This is a genomic window from Bacillus cereus group sp. N11 (assembly GCF_016483605.1).
GTDB classification, from domain to species: domain Bacteria; phylum Bacillota; class Bacilli; order Bacillales; family Bacillaceae_G; genus Bacillus_A; species Bacillus_A toyonensis.
The window spans coordinates 121,947-139,979 of the sequence record NZ_JAEHBN010000006.1; the positions used below are offsets into that span (position 1 = coordinate 121,947).

Consider the following 18,033-nt stretch of genomic DNA (forward strand, 5'->3'; position numbering starts at 1 on the left):
TGTTTCCTATTTCGTTTATAATATATAGTAAGAATGCAGTAAAGAAAGGGGGATGTCGAAAAGTGGTATATTTAAACGACAAACTCAGCGAAACAAAAGTGTTTAAAGACCCAGTACATAAATATGTGCACGTGCGTGATCGTGTTATTTGGGATTTAATCGGAACGAAAGAATTTCAACGCTTGCGCCGTATTAAGCAGCTTGGAACAACATTTTTTACATTTCACGGTGCAGAGCATAGTCGCTTTACTCATTCGTTAGGTGTATATGAAATTATTCGTCGTATGATTGATGATGTGTTTGATGGCAGACCGAACTGGAATGCTGAAGATAGATTGTTATGTTTATGTGCGGCATTACTTCATGATGTCGGTCACGGCCCATTTTCTCATTCGTTTGAAAAAGTATTTTCATTAGATCATGAGAAATTTACGCAAAAGATTATCGTAGGAGATACGGAAATTAATCGTGTATTAAGTCGTGTGGATAAGGACTTCCCGCAAAAAGTGGCAGATGTAATTGCGAAAACATCCACTAATAAATTAGCGATTAGTATGATTTCAAGTCAAATTGATGCAGATCGTATGGATTATTTATTAAGAGATGCTTATTTTACAGGTGTAAAGTACGGGAACTTTGATATGGAACGTATATTGCGTGTCATGCGTCCGTATGGGAATCAAGTAGTTATTAAAAATAGTGGTATGCATGCTGTTGAGCATTATATTATGAGCCGTTATCAAATGTATTGGCAAGTATATTTCCATCCGGTAACGCGCAGTGCAGAAGTTATTTTAACGAAGATTTTACACCGTGCTAAATCATTGCATGAGAAGTATTATGCGTTTAAAAATCATCCTGTTCATTTTTATTCTTTGTTTGAAGAAGAAGTGACAGTAGAGGATTATTTAAAGCTAGACGAGAACGTAATGTATTATTACTTCCAAGTATGGCAAGACGAAGAAGATCCAATTTTAAGTGACTTATGCCGTCGTTTTATGAATCGAAATCTATTTAAATATGTAGAGTTTACAGATAAGCACGGTTTAGATAATTGGATGGAGCTAAGCAGCTTATTTAAAAAGATTGGACTAGATCCAGAGTATTATTTAGTTGTTGATTCAACATCGGATTTACCATATGACTTTTATCGCGCAGGAGAAGAGGAAGAGCGTCTGCCAATCTTACTCCTTATGCCGAACGGGGAACTTAGAGAGCTTTCACGTGAATCGGATATTGTTGAGGCGATTACGGGGAAGAAGAGAACGGACCAAAAGTTATTCTATCCGCATGATTTAATCTATGAAGATGGAAGAAAAGGAAAATATAAAGAGAGAATTATCGAGTTGTTAGAAGGCAAGAAATAAGAAGCAGCTAATGGCTGCTTCTTATGAAAGAACTTGAAATTATTTGTCGCTTAAGCGTTTTCCGCCAACTGCATAATGGTTTTTAGACATTTCTTCGATGAAAACAACGATGTTTTCTTCAGGAGCACCAGTTGTTTCGCTTACTGCTGCTGTTACTTTCTCAGCAAGAGCTTTCTTTTGTTCCTCTGTGCGTCCTTCTAGCATTTTCACTGTTACGTATGGCATGTACAATCGCTCCTTTTATGTAAGTTACACTCTTATTATAGCGGATTATGGGGAAGAACAATCGAAAAAACAAATAATTTCTTTTTTGACATATTGAAGAGGAGATGAAGTATGGATCAGTTATTTAGATATCCATTGCACGAAATTCCGTTAGTAGCAATGGCGATTATTATTGCACTATCCGTTCATGAATTTGCACATGCATATGTGGCATATAAATTTGGGGACGATACAGCGAAAAAACAAGGGCGTTTAACGTTATCACCGATGGCCCATTTAGATCCTATCGGAATGATTGCAGTATTAATTCTTGGATTCGGTTGGGCAAGACCGGTGCCTGTTAACCCGTATAACTTTAAAAGACCACGTCTTGCAGGGATATTAGTTTCTATTGCAGGACCGATTAGTAACTTAATTTTAAGTGCGATTGGTTTAATTATTTGGTATAGCTTATTAACATTTGGCGTACTAGACTCAATTCCATTTGCAGTAGCAGATACATTAGGTCGATTCTTCCAAATTTTTATTATGCTTAATATCGTTTTACTTGTATTTAACTTATTACCGATTCCGCCACTTGATGGATATCGCGTTGTGGAAGATTTAGCACCAGCAAATATTCGTGCGAAAATGACACAGTATGAAAAATATGGAGCAATTGCGTTATTAATTCTTGTTATTACACCGCTTAGCAATTACACAATTCAACCTATTTTCAATGTTGTCATTCCGTATGTATTCGTATTTTTACAAAGTATCATTGCGCCTATTTTTGGGCTTTTATAATTTTTAAGTGAGGAGGAAGTTACATATGACAGAGAAAAAGAAGAAAATCGGTTTTAATATCGTGAAAAATGATTCAACAGATGGACATGGTGGATTTGGTGTTGGGGCATTAAGCTTAGAAAACATTTCACCTGTATTTGTTGATGTACTAGAGAAAACTGCATTCGTTGATATCGGTGCGATGCATGCGCGTAGTACAGTAGAAAAAGGAATTAAGTTTTTAACAAATAAAGATGACGTTCCAAACGGAAAACCATTTTGGCTTGTTTGGGTAACAATTGAAAGAACACCGAACGGTGCTTATTACGCAGGGGTAACAGCTTGTGAAATGACAGTAGACCGTGAAATTCGCCGCGGATATAAATCACTTCCAGAGCATGTAAACAAAATGGATAAATCATTGAAGCGTCACATTATGGTTGAACATATGGATGAATCTTCTAAAAAAGTACTTGGTACGTTCTTGAAAGAACATAATGAAGCGATTTGGAACGAGTCTAGTGAAGAATTGCGTCATGCATTATTAAGTGAATAAAAAATAGCTGACGGATGTCCGTCAGCTATTTTTTTACCAAGGAAGATATTTTTTCCACCAACTTGTTTTTTTCTTTTCTTCACTTGTTTTTTCAAATTCCTCTTTATCATCGACATGATCCATACAATATTCAGTAGGCTCGGTACCTTTGGCGAAATACATTTTAACTGAAATTGGACAGTTCTTTGTAGCAATCTTGCCGTTTTCTGGGTTAATATTAACGGCTACGACATCACTTGGTTGTTTAAAATCCTTTTTAGGTTGTCCATCTAAGCCTTTCTCCATCGTATCGGTCCATATTTTTTTCGCATATCCTTGTTCTGCTACGTTTGAAATAGATTTAGGTTGATCGTATCCAACCCATACACCAGTTACAATTTGCGGAGTGAATCCAATCATCCAACTATCGGTTTCAGTAGAACCAGATTTTCCGGCATATGTTCTTGATAGTTTTGATAACATAGATTGACCAGTTACAGCGGCATAACTGCTTAGTTTTTTATTAAACATACCAGTCATCATTTCTTCCATCACAAACGCTTTGCTCTTATCGAGAACTTGTTTGCTCTCCAAATGAGCATCGTATAACATGTTCCCTTCATGATCCATAATACGGCGAATAAAGATAGGTTTTACTTCTTTTCCACCGTTTGCGAACATACTATAAGCATTCACCATTTCAATTGGTTTTACAGGAGACGTGCCGAGAGCTAGGGAAGGCACATCTTTTAATGCACTCTTAATTCCGAATTGCTTCGCTGTTTTTGCGAGCGTGTCATCACCTAAAAATAAATTTGTTTTCACAGCGTATATGTTATCAGAGACTGCGAGAGCTTGTGCCATCGTTACGAAATCATCTGCGTAATAATCTTTATAGTTTTTCGGTTTATACTTTGAAACACCGTCACCTAAAGTGAATACAGTGTATTCGCTTTTTAAGCGCGTAGCAGGGGTGAATCCTCGTTCCAAAGCTGCGTAATATAGAAAGGGTTTAAATGTAGATCCAGGCTGACGGACGGCTTGTGTAGCCCTGTTAAATTGACTCGTATTATAATCAGTTCCTCCAACAAGAGCAGCCACTTCACCTGTTTTTGGATTCATAGAGACGAGGGCAGTTTGTATGTTTGCTGTTTCAGGTATATGATCTTTGACAGCTTGTTCTGCTACAGATTGTAACTTAGGATCTAAAGTTGTATAAATACGTAAGCCACCTCGTTGTAAGGCTTGCTCATCCAGTCCGATATCCCGAAGAAGAGAAGCTTGTACAGCATCTTGGAAATAAGGCGCAACCTCTGCTACTTTTTTCGTATCAAGTGAGGCAAAAGTTAGCGGTTCCTTTTTTGCAGAAGCTGCTTGCTGCTTCGTAATATAACCTTGTTCTACCATTTCATCTAATATGAGAGATTGACGTCCTTTAGCACGTTCTTCTTTTAAAAAGGGAGAGTAGACACTAGGTCCTTTCGGGATTCCTGCAAGCATACTGGCTTCTGCTAATGTTAATTCTTTTGCTGTTTTATCGAAATATAGACGAGACGCAGCTTCGATGCCATAAGCACCATGTCCGTAATAAATTGTATTTAAATAACCTTCTAAAATATGATTTTTATTATAATTCACTTCAAGGCGGACAGTATACATTGCCTCTAATAGTTTCCGTTTCCACGTTTTATCATGATCTAAATATAGATTACGTGCGTATTGTTGTGTAATCGTACTAGCACCTTGTACTTTTGCCATCGCTTTTAAATCAGCAACAATTGCACCTGCAATACGTTTCATATCGAAGCCATGATGCTTATAAAATCTTTGGTCTTCAATAGAAAGTGTCGCTTCTTTTACATAGAGAGAAATTTCATTTAGAGAGACATTGTAACGCTTTTGTATTTCGTTACTTTGTCCAATAACTGTATCATCATTCGCGTAAAAGACGCTTGTTTGCGGGACTGCGACAGGAGGTGGTCCCATAATTTTTGCAACTATAATAATAACAAAAAAGGAAAAAACGAAAAAAAGAACACAAGAAAACATTACGGTGAAGAAAAGACGTTTATATTTTTTAAGTTTTGGATTCATAGTTTGATTCATCTTTTTCAGCCCCTCATTAATACAAACATTATTGTATTAGTATTGAGGATTTTCATTTATTTTAAACAATGAAATTTTGAAAACAAAAAAGCTCCTTCAATTAAGAAAGGAGCTCAAAGGCACGTGCTGGCCAATCGGTGATGATGACATCTACACCATAATCAATCATCGTTTGTAAATCTTTGTATTCGTTAATTGTATAAGGGCGGAAAACGTACCCTTGTTTTTGTGCTAACTGTACGAATTCTTTAGTTAGTAGCTGAAAGTTTGGATGTAAACCAGTTGCTTCTCTAATTTTTGCTTCAGCAATAGGATCAGCAAGTGGCGTATCATATAAAATTGCCCTTGGGATTTCAGGAGCTATTTCTGCTAATAATGAAACAGAGTCATGGTTAAATGATGAGAATACAATTTGATTAGAAAGATGATATTCACGAACAAGTGCAACAACTTTCTCTTCAATATTCGGGTAGTGAATCACATCTGTTTTTAATTCGATATTTAGTTGTAAGTTCGTTGTGGAAAGCCAGATGAAAACTTCGCGTAACGTTGGGATTTTTGCTTCATGGAAAGAAGGGTCTTTATGGCTACCAGCGTCCAATGATTGTAGTTCCTCTACTGTTTTTTCAGAAACAATCCCTACGCCATTTGTTGTGCGATCCACTGTTTCATCGTGGATTACGACAAGTTCGCCATCTTTTGATAGATGAACATCAAGTTCAATCCCATGAGCGCCAATGCGTTCAGCTTCTTGGAAGGCGATCATCGTATTTTCTGGATGTGTTCCTTTTACCCCGCGGTGAGCGAAAATAAGTGGTTTATTCATGTGAAAATCTCCTTATCATCTCTTTTCCTTCATTATGAAACCGCTATGAGAAAAATACAATTTATATGAAAAAAATTTACAAAAGTCTAACAGTTGCACAAAAGTTAACGTTAACGTAAAATGTAATAATTGAGTGAAGGGAGGAATAAACATGTATAAAATTGATGAAGTAACAAAGCAAGTTGGTTTAACAAAGCGTACACTTCGTTATTATGAGGAAATTGGTTTAATTCATCCCCCGGAGCGTAGTGAGGGGAACATTCGGCTTTATACGGATGAGGATATTGCAAGAATTAAAAGGATCGTGGAAGCGAAAGAAGTATTAGGAATCACGCTTCAAGAAATGCAACATTTCTTATCGTTAAAAGAAAGAATGGAACAAAGAAGAAATAGCGAGAATCCTCGCGACCGCGAAGTGATTCAAGAAATTAAAGATATGCTTGAGAAACAAGTGCAAACGTTGGATGAAAAAATGGAGCAAATGCAGCGTGTAAAGGCAGAACTTGAAGATAGTTTACATCGTGCAGTGACATTTTTAGAGAGCATAAAAGGAGAATGATTGAAATGGAGAGCAAACAAAAACTAGGGAGATTGATTACAGTGGTGGCTACTTTCCTTGCCTTTTCTGGTATAGGGGTAGTCGATCCAATCTTGCCAATTATTGCTGAGAAAATTGGTGCAACGCATTGGCAAGTTGAAATGTTATTTACCGCATATATTTTAACGATGGCAATTATGATGTTACCAGCTGGTATATTCGCATCAAGATTTGGTGATAAGCGCATGATGACAATCGGTCTTGCAATTGTAACTGTATTTGCGTTTATATGCGGTATATCGCAAACGATTGCTCAATTATCTCTTTTCCGTGCTGGATGGGGATTAGGAAATGCGATGTTTTTTGCTACAGCAATGACACTTTTAATAGCATTAAGTAAGGAGGTTCATGAAGCAGTAGGATTATATGAAGCAGCTATCGGTTTAGGAATGGCAGGTGGCCCATTGTTAGGTGGTATATTAGGTGGACATTCTTGGCGTTACCCATTTTTCGCAACGAGTATTTTAATTTTCTTAGCATTTATTTTAGTATTCTTTTTTGTAAAAGAACCGGAGCGAAAAGTGAAGCGTAAAGCAGCGGGCGTAGGTGAATTACTTAACTTGGTGAAATATAAACCGTTTATGCAAGGTGCGATTTCAGGGATGTTATACTACTACGGATTTTTCGTCGTGCTAGCATATTCACCACTTATTATGCATTTATCAGCTATTCAATTAGGTTTTGTATTTTGTGGATGGGGATTAGCGTTAGCTTACGGTTCCGCAATTTTAGCACATAGGCTAGAAGGAAAATATGAACCGAAAACATTGTTAAAAGGTAGTTTACTCGTATTTGCGATTTTCTTAATTGCATTATTCTTTGTGAAAATTATGTGGTTACAAATCGTATTAATTGTCCTATCAGGATTAGCATCTGGTTTAAATAATGCATTATATACAAGCTATGTAATGGATATTTCACCTTATGAAAGATCTGTTACGTCAGGTGTTTATAACTTCGTTCGTTGGTTAGGAGGAGCGATTGCTCCCATTTTATCAGGAGTTATCGGACACACTGTTTCACCACAAAGTCCATTTTTAGTCGGTGGAGTTGTTGTATTAGTTGGTTGCGTTATGATCTTAATTCCGATTCGTAAACCGGTAGAAATAGAGACAAAAGCCCTTTCTTAAGAAAGGGTTTTCTTTCCTATTACAAGGCAAACCCTTTCCACATATATGTTAGAACCCTCTGACTAAAATATATTTTCGGTATTTTTGTACTTTTAACTATACATTTTGGATGTTTTGTTTTATTTTTGTTAGGGGACATTAATGATGTCCCTATTATAAATTTGCATTGAAAGGCGTGATTGTACGATGGAACTATGGTTCACTGAAAAACAAACAAAACATTTTGGGATTACGGCACGTATTAACCGCACATTACATACGGAGCAAACAGAATTCCAAAAACTTGATATGGTTGAAACGGAAGAGTTCGGAAACATGCTTATTTTAGATGGCATGGTTATGACAACAGAAAAAGATGAGTTCGTTTATCATGAAATGGTAGCGCACGTACCTTTATTTACACATCCAAACCCTGAAAACGTATTAGTTGTCGGTGGTGGTGATGGCGGTGTTATTCGTGAAGTGTTAAAACACCCAAGCGTAAAAAAAGCAACTCTTGTTGAAATTGATGGAAAAGTAATTGAGTACTCTAAACAGTACTTACCATCAATTGCAGGGGCATTAGATGATGAGCGTGTAGAGGTGAAAGTAGGAGACGGTTTCCTACACATCGCAGAAAGCGAAAATGAATATGACGTAATTATGGTAGATTCTACTGAGCCGGTAGGACCAGCAGTAAACTTATTTACGAAAGGTTTCTACGCTGGAATCTCTAAAGCGTTAAAAGAAGATGGTATTTTCGTTGCACAAACGGACAACCCTTGGTTCACACCAGAACTAATTACAACTGTGTTTAAAGACGTAAAAGAGATCTTCCCAATTACTCGTTTATACACAGCAAACATTCCAACGTATCCAAGTGGACTTTGGACATTCACAATCGGATCTAAAAAACATGATCCACTAGAAGTAAGTGAAGAGCGTTTCCACGAAATCGAAACGAAATACTACACAAAAGAATTACACAATGCAGCATTCGCATTACCGAAATTTGTTGGCGATTTAATTAAGTAAGAGCGTTAAATTGAAATAAATAAAGTGTAAGTAACTCATTTAAGGTGTTTGTCTAGAAGGCTTGAACATGCTAGTTACTTACACTGCTACAAATGAAGTAGTCTTCTTGTGATAACAAGAAGGCCCAGGTAAATCGAGAAAGAGGAGCAGTACGCTCCAAATTTGAGAAATAATGAAAGGTTGGGATACCTTAAGTTCCACATAAGGAGGAAAAGAATATGCGTTTTGATGAAGCTTATTCAGGTAAAGTATTTATTAAAAGTCATCCAAGTTTTGAAGAGTCAAAGGCGGTTATTTATGGGATGCCTATGGATTGGACAGTAAGTTTCCGTCCAGGATCTCGCTTTGGCCCTGCACGTATTCGTGAAGTATCAATCGGTCTTGAAGAATATAGTCCGTATTTAGATCGTGAACTAGAAGAGGTAAAATATTTTGATGCGGGTGATATCCCATTACCATTCGGAAATGCACAACGCAGCTTAGACATGATTGAAGAGTATGTATCAAAACTTTTAGATGCCGGTAAGTTTCCACTAGGTCTCGGCGGTGAGCACTTAGTGTCTTGGCCAATTTTTAAGGCAATGGCAAAAAAATATCCGGATTTAGCAATCATCCACATGGATGCTCATACTGATTTACGTGAATCGTATGAAGGGGAGCCTTTATCCCACTCTACACCAATTCGTAAAGTGTGTGATTTAATTGGTCCGGAAAACGTATATTCTTTCGGAATTCGTTCTGGAATGAAGGAAGAATTTGAATGGGCGAAAGAAGTAGGTATGAACTTATACAAATTTGACGTATTAGAGCCGTTAAAAGAAGTATTACCGAAACTTGCAGGACGTCCAGTCTATGTCACAATCGACATTGATGTATTAGACCCAGCTCATGCTCCTGGAACAGGAACGTTAGAGGCTGGAGGTATCACATCTAAAGAACTATTAGATTCCATCATGGCAATTGCAAATTCAAATATAAATGTAGTTGGAGCAGACTTAGTAGAAGTAGCTCCTGTCTACGACCATAGTGATCAAACACCAGTCGCAGCAAGCAAATTCGTGCGGGAAATGCTGCTCGGTTGGGTAAAGTAAAAGTGAAGCCGACTGTTTAGACCCGGTGACTAAGGTTCTTTCCTGCAAAAGGTGCTTTTTACCTTTTGGCAGGGAAGGTTCTTAGACGCAAGGGGCTAGGAGGCGTAACTGGATAGAAATAAAAGTGGAAGCGGCTCGCTCAGAATGTGAGGAGGATGGAGCTTCAGACGTAGAGGCGCTTTTTGCTTCGAAGGAAGAAGCGAAGCCACCGACCATTCTAGCCGCTGTAGCTGGATAAAGTAAGAGTCCCCTATGAATAGGGGCTTTTATTTTATCCGTTATGTGTCGGTAAGTCGATATATTAAAAAAATCGTCGATATAATCCCATTTACCATAGCAAGACATGAAAAAAAGAGTTATTCTCAAAAGGTGAGAATAACTCTTTTTCTTATGCAACCTTTTCTTCTGAAGCAATGCCGCGAATTTCATCAGCAGAGCGGATCGGATATTTGCGGAACACAATAGATCCGATGTATCCGACAATAGTGGTAACGATTCCACATAGTACAGCAGCGATCGTTACTTTTATAACGTCATTAAATCCAAACAAGACGAGAAGCCCTGGAATTGGTGATGCTGTTCCTGGCGCATTATTAACGAGCTGGAATAGCGATGTAATAATACCGGCAAGCGCGCCGCCAACGAAGTTTGTCATATAGATAGGAATTGGATTTGCTGAGACAACATCGGCTTGTGTTAAAGGCTCGATTGCTACAGCAATTGTATCTTTCTTTGAACAAATTTTTAGTCGTTTAAAGAAAATAAAGTTCATCGGGGCTGAGGCCGCAACGGCAAGACTGCCAATTGCCATTGGTAAACCTGTTAATCCAAGCATTGCAGTTAATGCCATAGAACTTAATGGAGAGGTAGAAATAACTGTTATTAATCCACCAAGCATAATACCCATAATGATAGGACTTTCTGTAGTTGCAACTGAAATCATAGAACCGATTTTACCAAGTGTTGCGTTAACGAGTGGATCCATAAGCATGGCCATTCCACGTGAGATTGGTGCAGCAATAAATAGGATTGCTAAAAACTCTACACCAGCTGGTAATTTCTTTTCGAGAAATTTCACGACGAAGGCACAAACGTATCCAGCAAAAAATCCTGGTAAAATACCGAATCCACTAGTAGCGATACCGATTAAAACAGCGTATACGGGTGAAACGCCGATTGCTAATGCTACTAAAATTGCTGCTGCAACACCGCTCATACTACCAGAAGCTTCTCCTACTGATTGTAAAAAGTCATTATGAAACATTTCTCCACCTATATAACGGTGAAATGCTTCAATAAGAAAACTTGCGATTGCTGCATTAGCTAAAGCACCCATCGCCTTCATTCCGTAAGGCGCACGGTAACTGAAAAGTGTAAATAGACAAAGTACAACAAGTAATAGTGCTAAACCTTGCAAGATAGCCATTTGAAAACTGTCTCCTTTGATTTTTGTAATAAAAATTTGTATCATTCAATAATAATATAAAAGTTTGTGAAACGGAAAAATTTTTTATTGGGAAATTGCTGTAAGGTGAAAAACCCTTACAATAATGTAAGGAAAGTGTAAGGCATTTCGATAGAGTATAGTATGCTTTTTTTCGTATAATACAGGTATAGACATACGGTTAGTGAGAAAGTAGTGCAAACAGGAGGCGCATTTATGAAATTGGTAATTAAAGTTTTAGCTGTGTTCGCCATTATTTTAGGAGGAACAGCATATTATTTAAACACGAAAACAGAAGGTGTGCATGCTTTTGTAGACAACTTCTTTTCAAATAAAGAAATACAAGATTATTATGCTGTTATAGATAAAAGCGAGAAAAAAGACGATGAATATTTGTATACATTTAAAGGATATACAGAAGATGGAAAGTTACAAGTTATTAAAAGAATGGTGAACCGTGAATTGCATACGGGTGCTTTTATAAAAATTTATGCAAAAGGTATGCAGGGAAAAGGATGGGCTGAAATCCCGAAAGAATCAATCCCACAAAAAGCGTTGCAAAAAATAGAAAAACCATAAAAGGAGCGAAACGTTCGCTCCTTTTTTAGTGCGTTAAAATGGTGATAGCTGAACTTTCTTTATTAGAAATGATTTTTGCACGTCCGCCAATTGGGAAAGTGAAGATCGGAGTTGTATGTCCGAAACTTGCATTCGCAATAATAGGGATATGTGCAAGTTCAGGCTTTGAAGTAATCATTTCTTGAATGTCCTCTATCATACATTCTGCTCCTTTTTGCATTCTTCCTATAACGATACCTTTTACGTATTCAAAATCAGTTTGTTGCATAAGAGAATGTAAGTATCGATCGAAAGTTTTAAGTGTAGCTTTTCCCGTTAAACTATCTTCTTCAAGAAATAAAACTTTATCTCGTAAGCTTGGCATATACGGTGTACCTTGTAGTAAATGTAAAGTGCTCATATTTCCGCCGATAATATCCCCTGTAGCTTCTCCTTCTTGAATCGAAATATATCCTTCATTTTTAATAAATTCTCGATTTTCCTGATCTATATACCAAGAATCATCACTCCACGTTTCAGATGGTAGGATTTCAATAGAATCATTAGAAGTTAAGCATTTAAAAAAGTAATCGGTTGTATACGCGAGACCTTTCTCCATTCCAAATGAAGAGAAGTGAGGACCTGAATATGTAACAAGACCTGTTTTTGTATAAAGTGCGTTATGTAAAGCAGTAATGTCAGAATAGCCGCAGAAAAACTTTGGATTTTCGCGAATTAAATCGTAATCGAGATGTTTCAATAAGCCGTTAGAGTTATATCCGCCAAGTGTCGTCAAAATTGCTTTTACATTAGGGTCTCTAAATGCTTCATGGAGGTCTTGAACACGTAAAGAAATAGAAGAGGAAGCGAATCGATCTATCTCATCAGCATATTTTGAGAATGTAACTTGAAAGCCCATGTCGGTTAATCTTTTTATAGCAAGGTTTCTGTTTTCATTTGAGACAATACTTAAACTACAAGATGGTGAAATAACTCTTATTTCATCCCCTTTTTTTAATTTTGTTGGTATCACGACATTCACCCCTTTAATTAAAAGAATATTTAGATTAAAAAAATATTTTATCATATGAAATAAAGTGAGGGTGAATTATTTTTTGAAAAGGAGTTTTCCTGATTTTTCAGCAGACAGACAGCATCTTTTTTTGATATGATAGGAAAAGTGATTTATTATAAGTAGTATTTAATATCTATAACATTTGAAAGGTGTGCAAGACGTGAAGAAACAACTTGCAGGCTTGCCGGTACACGTTCATTTCGTAACAGAAATCCGTGAAGGGGCGAGGAAGGAAACCGTTGCTTTTGAAGCAAATGGTCAATACTATGTAAAAGGTCAAGGTACATACGTAACATTCCAAGAGCCGAACGAACAAGGCGAAGTGAAGACAATTATAAAAATTCAAGATGAACAAGTTCTCATTATGCGTTCAGGTGCTATTTCTATGCGTCAGACGCATGTGAAAGGTGAATGGACAACTGGTACGTACACGAGTGAACTTGGTACGTTTGCACTGCAAACGAAAACTGATAACGTTCTTTTTAAATGGTCGGATGAAAAGAAAAAAGGACAACTCTTCTTAACGTACGCATTGCTTCTAAGTGAACAAGAAGCTGGCAGATATACAATTACAATTAACTTGAAGGAGGCAAAATAATGAATTCTTTAGAACAGGTAAAAGGATTGATTAAACAAGAAATTCAAGCTGCTGTATTAAAGGCAGAATTAGCAAAAGAAGAACAAATTCCAAACGTTGTATTAGAATCTCCAAAAGATAAAACAAATGGTGATTTCTCTACAAATATGGCAATGCAACTTGCACGTGTTGCGAAAAAAGCACCTCGTATGATTGCAGAAGAATTAGTTGCAAACTTTGATAAAGCAAAAGCTTCTATTGAAAAAATTGAAATCGCTGGTCCTGGTTTTATTAACTTCTATATGGATAATAGTTACTTAACAGACTTAATTCCAACAATCGTTAATGCTGGTGAAGCTTACGGTGAAACGAACACTGGTAAAGGTGAAAAAGTACAAATTGAGTTCGTATCTGCGAATCCAACAGGTGACCTTCACTTAGGACATGCACGCGGTGCTGCGGTAGGCGACACTTTATGTAACGTATTAGCAAAAGCAGGATACGATGTATCTCGTGAGTACTACATTAATGACGCGGGTAACCAAATTCATAATTTAGCTCTTTCTGTTGAAGCTCGTTACATGCAAGCGTTAGGTTTAGATAAAGAAATGCCAGAAGACGGTTACCACGGTGCAGATATTATCGGTATCGGTAAACGTTTAGCTGAAGAGTTTGGCGATCGTTATGCGAAAGCTGATGCAGAAGAAAGCTATGAGTTCTATCGTTCATACGGTTTGAAATATGAGTTAGCAAAACTTCAAAAAGACTTAGAGAGCTTCCGTGTTAAATTCGATGTATGGTTCTCAGAAACATCATTATACAAAAACGGAAAAATTGATCAGGCTCTTGCTGTATTAAAAGAGCGTGACGAAATCTTTGAAGAAGGCGGCGCAACTTGGTTCCGTTCAATGACTTACGGTGACGACAAAAACCGTGTATTAATTAAAAACGACGGTTCTTACACATACTTAACGCCAGATATCGCTTACCATCGCGACAAATTAGAGCGTGGTTTCGATAAATTAATCAACATTTGGGGTGCTGACCACCACGGTTACATTCCTCGTATGAAAGCTGCGATACAAGCACTTGGTTACGATAAAGACACATTAGAAGTAGAAATCATCCAAATGGTACAACTATACCAAAACGGTGAAAAAATGAAGATGAGTAAGCGTACGGGTAAAGCAGTTACACTTCGTGAGCTTATGGAAGAAGTAGGCGTGGACGCAATGCGTTACTTCTTTGCAATGCGTAGCGGTGATTCTCATTTAGACTTCGATATGGACTTAGCTGTATCAAAATCTAATGAAAATCCAGTATACTATGCGCAATATGCACATGCTCGTGTATGCAGTATCCTTCGTCAAGGTGAAGAGTTAGGATTAGCTACAGGCGGAGACGTGAACTATAAACTTGTTACTTCTGAGAAAGAAGTAGAATTACTGAAAAAACTTGGTGAATTCCCAGCTGTAGTTGCGGATGCAGCGCAAAAACGTCTGCCACACCGCATTACAAACTATGCATTTGAATTAGCTGCAGCGCTACACAGCTTCTACAATGCAGAGAAAGTATTAAACCAAGATAACTTAGAGTTAAGTAAAGCTCGTTACGAATTAATGAAAGCAGTACGCACTACACTTCAAAACGCACTAGCAATCGTAGGAGTATCTGCACCAGAAAAAATGTAATGAAGAAAAGCGGAAGCGGCTCGTTTAGAATAGGAGGGGGATGGAGCTCCTGACAGAGAGGCGTACTTTGCCTCGGAGGAAGGCGCGAAGCCACCGAGTATTCTAGCCGCTGGAGCTGGACAATGAAGAAAAGCGGAAGCGGACTTTCGCTTTAAGTAAAAGGCAATCACACGATGGTGTGGTTGCCTTTTTGTATGGAGATAATAAAAAAATATAATTTTTATCAAACAAATATATGAAAGAGTTCGCTAATCCATTTGTGATATTTGAGGTGGCAGGAGTTACAATGTTTTTTGCTTTTATAGCACTTTTAGTATGTATAGCATCATGGGTATATACAGATGCAAAAACGCATGGAATAAGTAAGTGGTGGAGTGTGGTATCGATTCTATTACCATTCTTTATTGGAGTTTTGTTATATATGATGCGAAGAAGTAAAAAGAGAGTAGAAGGAGAACATATGATGAAGGGTATGAAAAAACAAAAAATAACGTTAGTTGCCCTATTTGCAAGTGTAATGTTTGTATTACTCAGTGGCTTTGCTTTTGTCCAAACGTTAGATGATACGTGGAGAGCCGGAGATATATATTTAGAAAGCGAGAAGCAAGGAGAGGCAAGTTACGAGGCCAAGTTCTCATCATGGGATACTGCGGGGAAAGACATTGAGCTTGAGTACGAAAAAGATACAGAAGTAACATTTTTTTATGAAACAGATGCAAGACGTGGTAACTTATGCTTTAGTTTGTATGAAAGACAAGCGGAAAGTATTAAAGAGTTAAAAGAAATCTGTGAATCAAAAAAAGGTAATTTTACAGTTACATTGAAGGCAAACGAAAAGTACGTATTTAATATAAGTGGTTTCATGGTGAAAGATGGATTTGTAAAAGTGAATTGGAAAGAGCAATAAGAGAGGCCCTATAAAGGGCCTCTTTTTTATTGAATTGTATAAGTAACAGAAAAACTAACAGGACTATAGTACACGTAAGGTGCATGAAATTGGACATACATATTTCCATCTGTTTTTGCAGAGAAAATTCTGCCGTAACCATCAGAATAACGCCCAATAAGGTTATGATTTGAGTCATAAACACTGTAACTAGGAGTTTTGCTGTTAGGATGAATTGTTAGTTCTTGTCCCTTTTGAAGGAAAATAGGTTCTTGTTCGGAACTACTTCCAGTTTGCAAAGAATAAAATTTTGTAAAGCTTTGTTCTTGAGCGGCGGCAGCCTTTGTTTCTGGAATAAAGGCGGTAGCTCCAGTAATTCCTGCTAAAGTTAACGCACCTGCTAAAATCATTTTTTTCATAGTAGAAAAAGCCTCCTTATTAGTTGTAATCATTTTTGTTACAGTTAATATTGTATACGATAATACATAGGAGAAAATATGCTTTTATGCATATATGTTTTTTCTCAATAAAAGACCACCGATAAAATCAGTGGTCTTTTAAAGCATTAAGCAGCCTTCTGTTCAGTTTGAGTAACAGGTGTTTGAAGTGTATTATAAACCCCTGTCCCGATGACGTCTAATGCCATTTTCATACGTTCAGGCGAAATGTTTTCTAACACATTATCTTGAGGTGTATGGTATACCTTTTCAATATGATAGATTAATGGATTCCAGCTATCGACACCCATCCAAATAAATAGAGCGGCAGGAATACCAACTTCAGCAAACGGTACGTGATCACTAGAGCCGAATTTTCCTTGAAGAACGAGGTTATTATTTAATTGTTTACCTGCTTGCAGGGCTGCATCTGTTACAAGATTTGTAGAACCATCAGGTGTCATAGCGTATAAATTTTTTGCTTTATCATAATTTGTTGCAACCATATCAGCGTTAAAGACACCTAAAATACGGTCACGTTCTTTCTGAGATAGGCTATTTACATAATGGTCTGAACCAAGTAATCCAGTTTCCTCGGAGCCGAAAGTAATAAAACGAATTTCTTTATCAGTTTCTACATTTTGCAAAGCACGAGCTAATTCTAATACCAATCCAGTCCCAGAAGCATTATCGTTGGCACCAGGTGCTCCAACGACGCTATCATAGTGTGAACTTATAACGGCAGCTTTTTCATTACCTGTACTATTTTTTGGTTTCTTTTTCGCAATAACATTTAGAGAAGTTAAATTAGATTCATGTCTAGCTTTTAAAGAAAGGATTATCGTTCCTTTTTTCGCAATTTCTTCTTTAAATGCATTTCCTTGAGCGTAAGCAAGACCAAATACAGGAACAGACTGTTTTTTCATTAAGCGGGGATTGAAAGTTTGTCCGTAGTTTCCACGCCCCCCAATTAAACTGTATAAAAGAACGCCTTTTGCCCCTTTACTAACAGCATTTTCAACTTGTTTATTATAGTCTGCTACCGTTGTTCCTCTTTCGAATAGAACAATTTTACCATTAACTTCATTTGGAATATCCGCTAATTTTGTTCCACCTTTAACAAAGATAAGAGGGGCTGTAACAGCCTCTGTAGAAATTAGTGCATTAGGAGCAGCACCGGCTTGCCAATTACGTTTTGTGGATAATGGCGATTCGATAAATCCAACGTACTGATCCGGCACTTGAAATGGCTGATATTCAACTTCATAGCCCATCGATTTAAGCTGCATACCAATATAGCGAGAAGCCCATTCTTCAGACTTTGTTCCACCAGGGCGAGGACCAATTGTTTCGGATAAGAAACGGATATGTTCGATGGCACGGTTTGCATCAATTTGTTTTGTAATAGATGGAGTCTGTGTAATTTCTGAGGTGGAATCAGCTTTTGCTTGTCCGATTGGAGCTAAACCGACAGCAAGTGATACAGCAAGTAAAGAGCTTACCATTTTTTGTTTCAACGATTTTATCATTTTTTCCTCTCCCATTCTTCTATTCTCTCTGACTGACAAAAGAAGACGGATAACGACTTTATTTTACCTGTGCACCACTTATTTTTCAATATTCTGACATTGAGAAATAAAAATGCTATATGCATATTTGCATATTTTTGGTGGAGATATGTATGCTATCATCTTAAATGAAGGTTAGC

General features: G+C 37.3%; 18 protein-coding genes. 11 read left to right on the forward strand and 7 right to left on the reverse strand.

All coding sequences use genetic code 11. The features are described from left to right. Window positions 1-62: 62 nt before the first annotated feature. Window positions 63-1,367, forward strand: a complete 1,305-nt coding sequence (locus JDS98_RS11955; RefSeq protein WP_000262735.1) for an HD domain-containing protein — start codon at window positions 63-65, stop codon at window positions 1,365-1,367. Between the two features lie 39 nt (window positions 1,368-1,406). Here JDS98_RS11955 and JDS98_RS11960 read toward each other — a convergent pair whose 3' ends face one another. Further along, window positions 1,407-1,592, reverse strand: a complete 186-nt coding sequence (locus JDS98_RS11960; RefSeq protein ID WP_001147171.1) for a 2-hydroxymuconate tautomerase — start codon at window positions 1,590-1,592, stop codon at window positions 1,407-1,409. A gap of 111 nt (window positions 1,593-1,703) precedes the next feature. On the opposite strand from JDS98_RS11960, the gene JDS98_RS11965 reads away from it, so the two are divergent. Then, window positions 1,704-2,378, forward strand: a complete 675-nt coding sequence (locus JDS98_RS11965) for a site-2 protease family protein (RefSeq protein ID WP_000372440.1) — start codon at window positions 1,704-1,706, stop codon at window positions 2,376-2,378. 25 nt (window positions 2,379-2,403) lie between these two features. Then, window positions 2,404-2,913 carry a YwhD family protein gene (locus JDS98_RS11970; RefSeq protein WP_000136676.1) on the forward strand — a complete coding sequence of 170 codons (510 nt, stop codon included), beginning with the start codon at window positions 2,404-2,406 and terminating at the stop codon, window positions 2,911-2,913. Between the two features lie 33 nt (window positions 2,914-2,946). Here JDS98_RS11970 and JDS98_RS11975 read toward each other — a convergent pair whose 3' ends face one another. Both JDS98_RS11975 and JDS98_RS11980 read right to left on the reverse strand, forming a co-directional pair. Beyond that, a complete protein-coding gene (locus tag JDS98_RS11975) occupies window positions 2,947-4,998 on the reverse strand; it encodes a transglycosylase domain-containing protein (RefSeq protein ID WP_199633906.1) in 2,052 nt (683 codons plus the stop codon). A 100-nt stretch (window positions 4,999-5,098) separates the two neighbouring features. Then, complete coding sequence (locus JDS98_RS11980; RefSeq protein WP_001039761.1) at window positions 5,099-5,824, reverse strand: glycerophosphodiester phosphodiesterase; 726 nt, start codon at window positions 5,822-5,824, stop codon at window positions 5,099-5,101. A gap of 151 nt (window positions 5,825-5,975) precedes the next feature. On the opposite strand from JDS98_RS11980, the gene JDS98_RS11985 reads away from it, so the two are divergent. The 4 genes from JDS98_RS11985 (at window position 5,976) to speB (ending at window position 9,657) form a co-directional block, all read left to right on the forward strand. Beyond that, the gene (locus tag JDS98_RS11985) at window positions 5,976-6,383 is read left to right on the forward strand and encodes a MerR family transcriptional regulator (protein ID WP_000276559.1); all 408 of its coding nucleotides are present in this window, start codon (window positions 5,976-5,978) and stop codon (window positions 6,381-6,383) included. 5 nt (window positions 6,384-6,388) lie between these two features. Next, window positions 6,389-7,552 (forward strand): MFS transporter, encoded by a 1,164-nt coding sequence (locus tag JDS98_RS11990; RefSeq protein ID WP_000444237.1) that lies wholly within the window; start codon window positions 6,389-6,391, stop codon window positions 7,550-7,552. 186 nt (window positions 7,553-7,738) lie between these two features. Further along, a complete protein-coding gene (speE, locus tag JDS98_RS11995) occupies window positions 7,739-8,566 on the forward strand; it encodes a polyamine aminopropyltransferase (RefSeq protein ID WP_000424693.1) in 828 nt (275 codons plus the stop codon). Between the two features lie 218 nt (window positions 8,567-8,784). Beyond that, window positions 8,785-9,657 (forward strand): agmatinase, encoded by an 873-nt coding sequence (gene speB, locus JDS98_RS12000; protein ID WP_001209829.1) that lies wholly within the window; start codon window positions 8,785-8,787, stop codon window positions 9,655-9,657. A 388-nt stretch (window positions 9,658-10,045) separates the two neighbouring features. On the opposite strand, the gene JDS98_RS12005 is transcribed toward speB, so the two are convergent. Beyond that, on the reverse strand, window positions 10,046-11,083 hold the full coding sequence (locus JDS98_RS12005) for a PTS sugar transporter subunit IIC (protein ID WP_000996326.1): 1,038 nt from the start codon (window positions 11,081-11,083) through the stop codon (window positions 10,046-10,048). A 234-nt stretch (window positions 11,084-11,317) separates the two neighbouring features. Here JDS98_RS12005 and JDS98_RS12010 point away from each other — a divergent pair, with 234 nt between their 5' ends. After that, window positions 11,318-11,680: a YxeA family protein gene (locus JDS98_RS12010; protein WP_000779925.1), complete on the forward strand. Its 363-nt coding sequence runs from the start codon at window positions 11,318-11,320 to the stop codon at window positions 11,678-11,680. Between the two features lie 25 nt (window positions 11,681-11,705). On the opposite strand, the gene JDS98_RS12015 is transcribed toward JDS98_RS12010, so the two are convergent. Continuing rightward, window positions 11,706-12,746, reverse strand: a complete 1,041-nt coding sequence (locus JDS98_RS12015) for a S66 family peptidase (RefSeq protein ID WP_199633907.1) — start codon at window positions 12,744-12,746, stop codon at window positions 11,706-11,708. Window positions 12,747-12,894: 148 nt separating this feature from the next. Between JDS98_RS12015 and JDS98_RS12020 the strand changes: the two genes are divergently transcribed. The 3 genes from JDS98_RS12020 to JDS98_RS12030 all read left to right on the forward strand — a co-directional run bounded on the left by JDS98_RS12020 (window position 12,895) and on the right by JDS98_RS12030 (window position 15,909). Next, window positions 12,895-13,332 (forward strand): YwiB family protein, encoded by a 438-nt coding sequence (locus JDS98_RS12020; RefSeq protein ID WP_000744343.1) that lies wholly within the window; start codon window positions 12,895-12,897, stop codon window positions 13,330-13,332. Then, a complete protein-coding gene (argS, locus tag JDS98_RS12025; protein ID WP_199633908.1) occupies window positions 13,332-15,002 on the forward strand; it encodes an arginine--tRNA ligase in 1,671 nt (556 codons plus the stop codon). The genes JDS98_RS12020 and argS overlap by 1 nt, the downstream gene beginning before the upstream one ends. 235 nt (window positions 15,003-15,237) lie before the next feature. Next, entirely contained in the window at window positions 15,238-15,909 is a 672-nt protein-coding gene (locus JDS98_RS12030) for an anti-sigma factor (protein WP_199633909.1), read from the forward strand. Window positions 15,910-15,935: 26 nt separating this feature from the next. On the opposite strand, the gene JDS98_RS12035 is transcribed toward JDS98_RS12030, so the two are convergent. Then, window positions 15,936-16,307: a hypothetical protein gene (locus tag JDS98_RS12035; RefSeq protein WP_098911994.1), complete on the reverse strand. Its 372-nt coding sequence runs from the start codon at window positions 16,305-16,307 to the stop codon at window positions 15,936-15,938. 146 nt (window positions 16,308-16,453) lie between these two features. Then, window positions 16,454-17,854 carry a M28 family metallopeptidase gene (locus tag JDS98_RS12040; RefSeq protein WP_199633910.1) on the reverse strand — a complete coding sequence of 467 codons (1,401 nt, stop codon included), beginning with the start codon at window positions 17,852-17,854 and terminating at the stop codon, window positions 16,454-16,456. Between the last annotated feature and the right edge of the window lie 179 nt (window positions 17,855-18,033).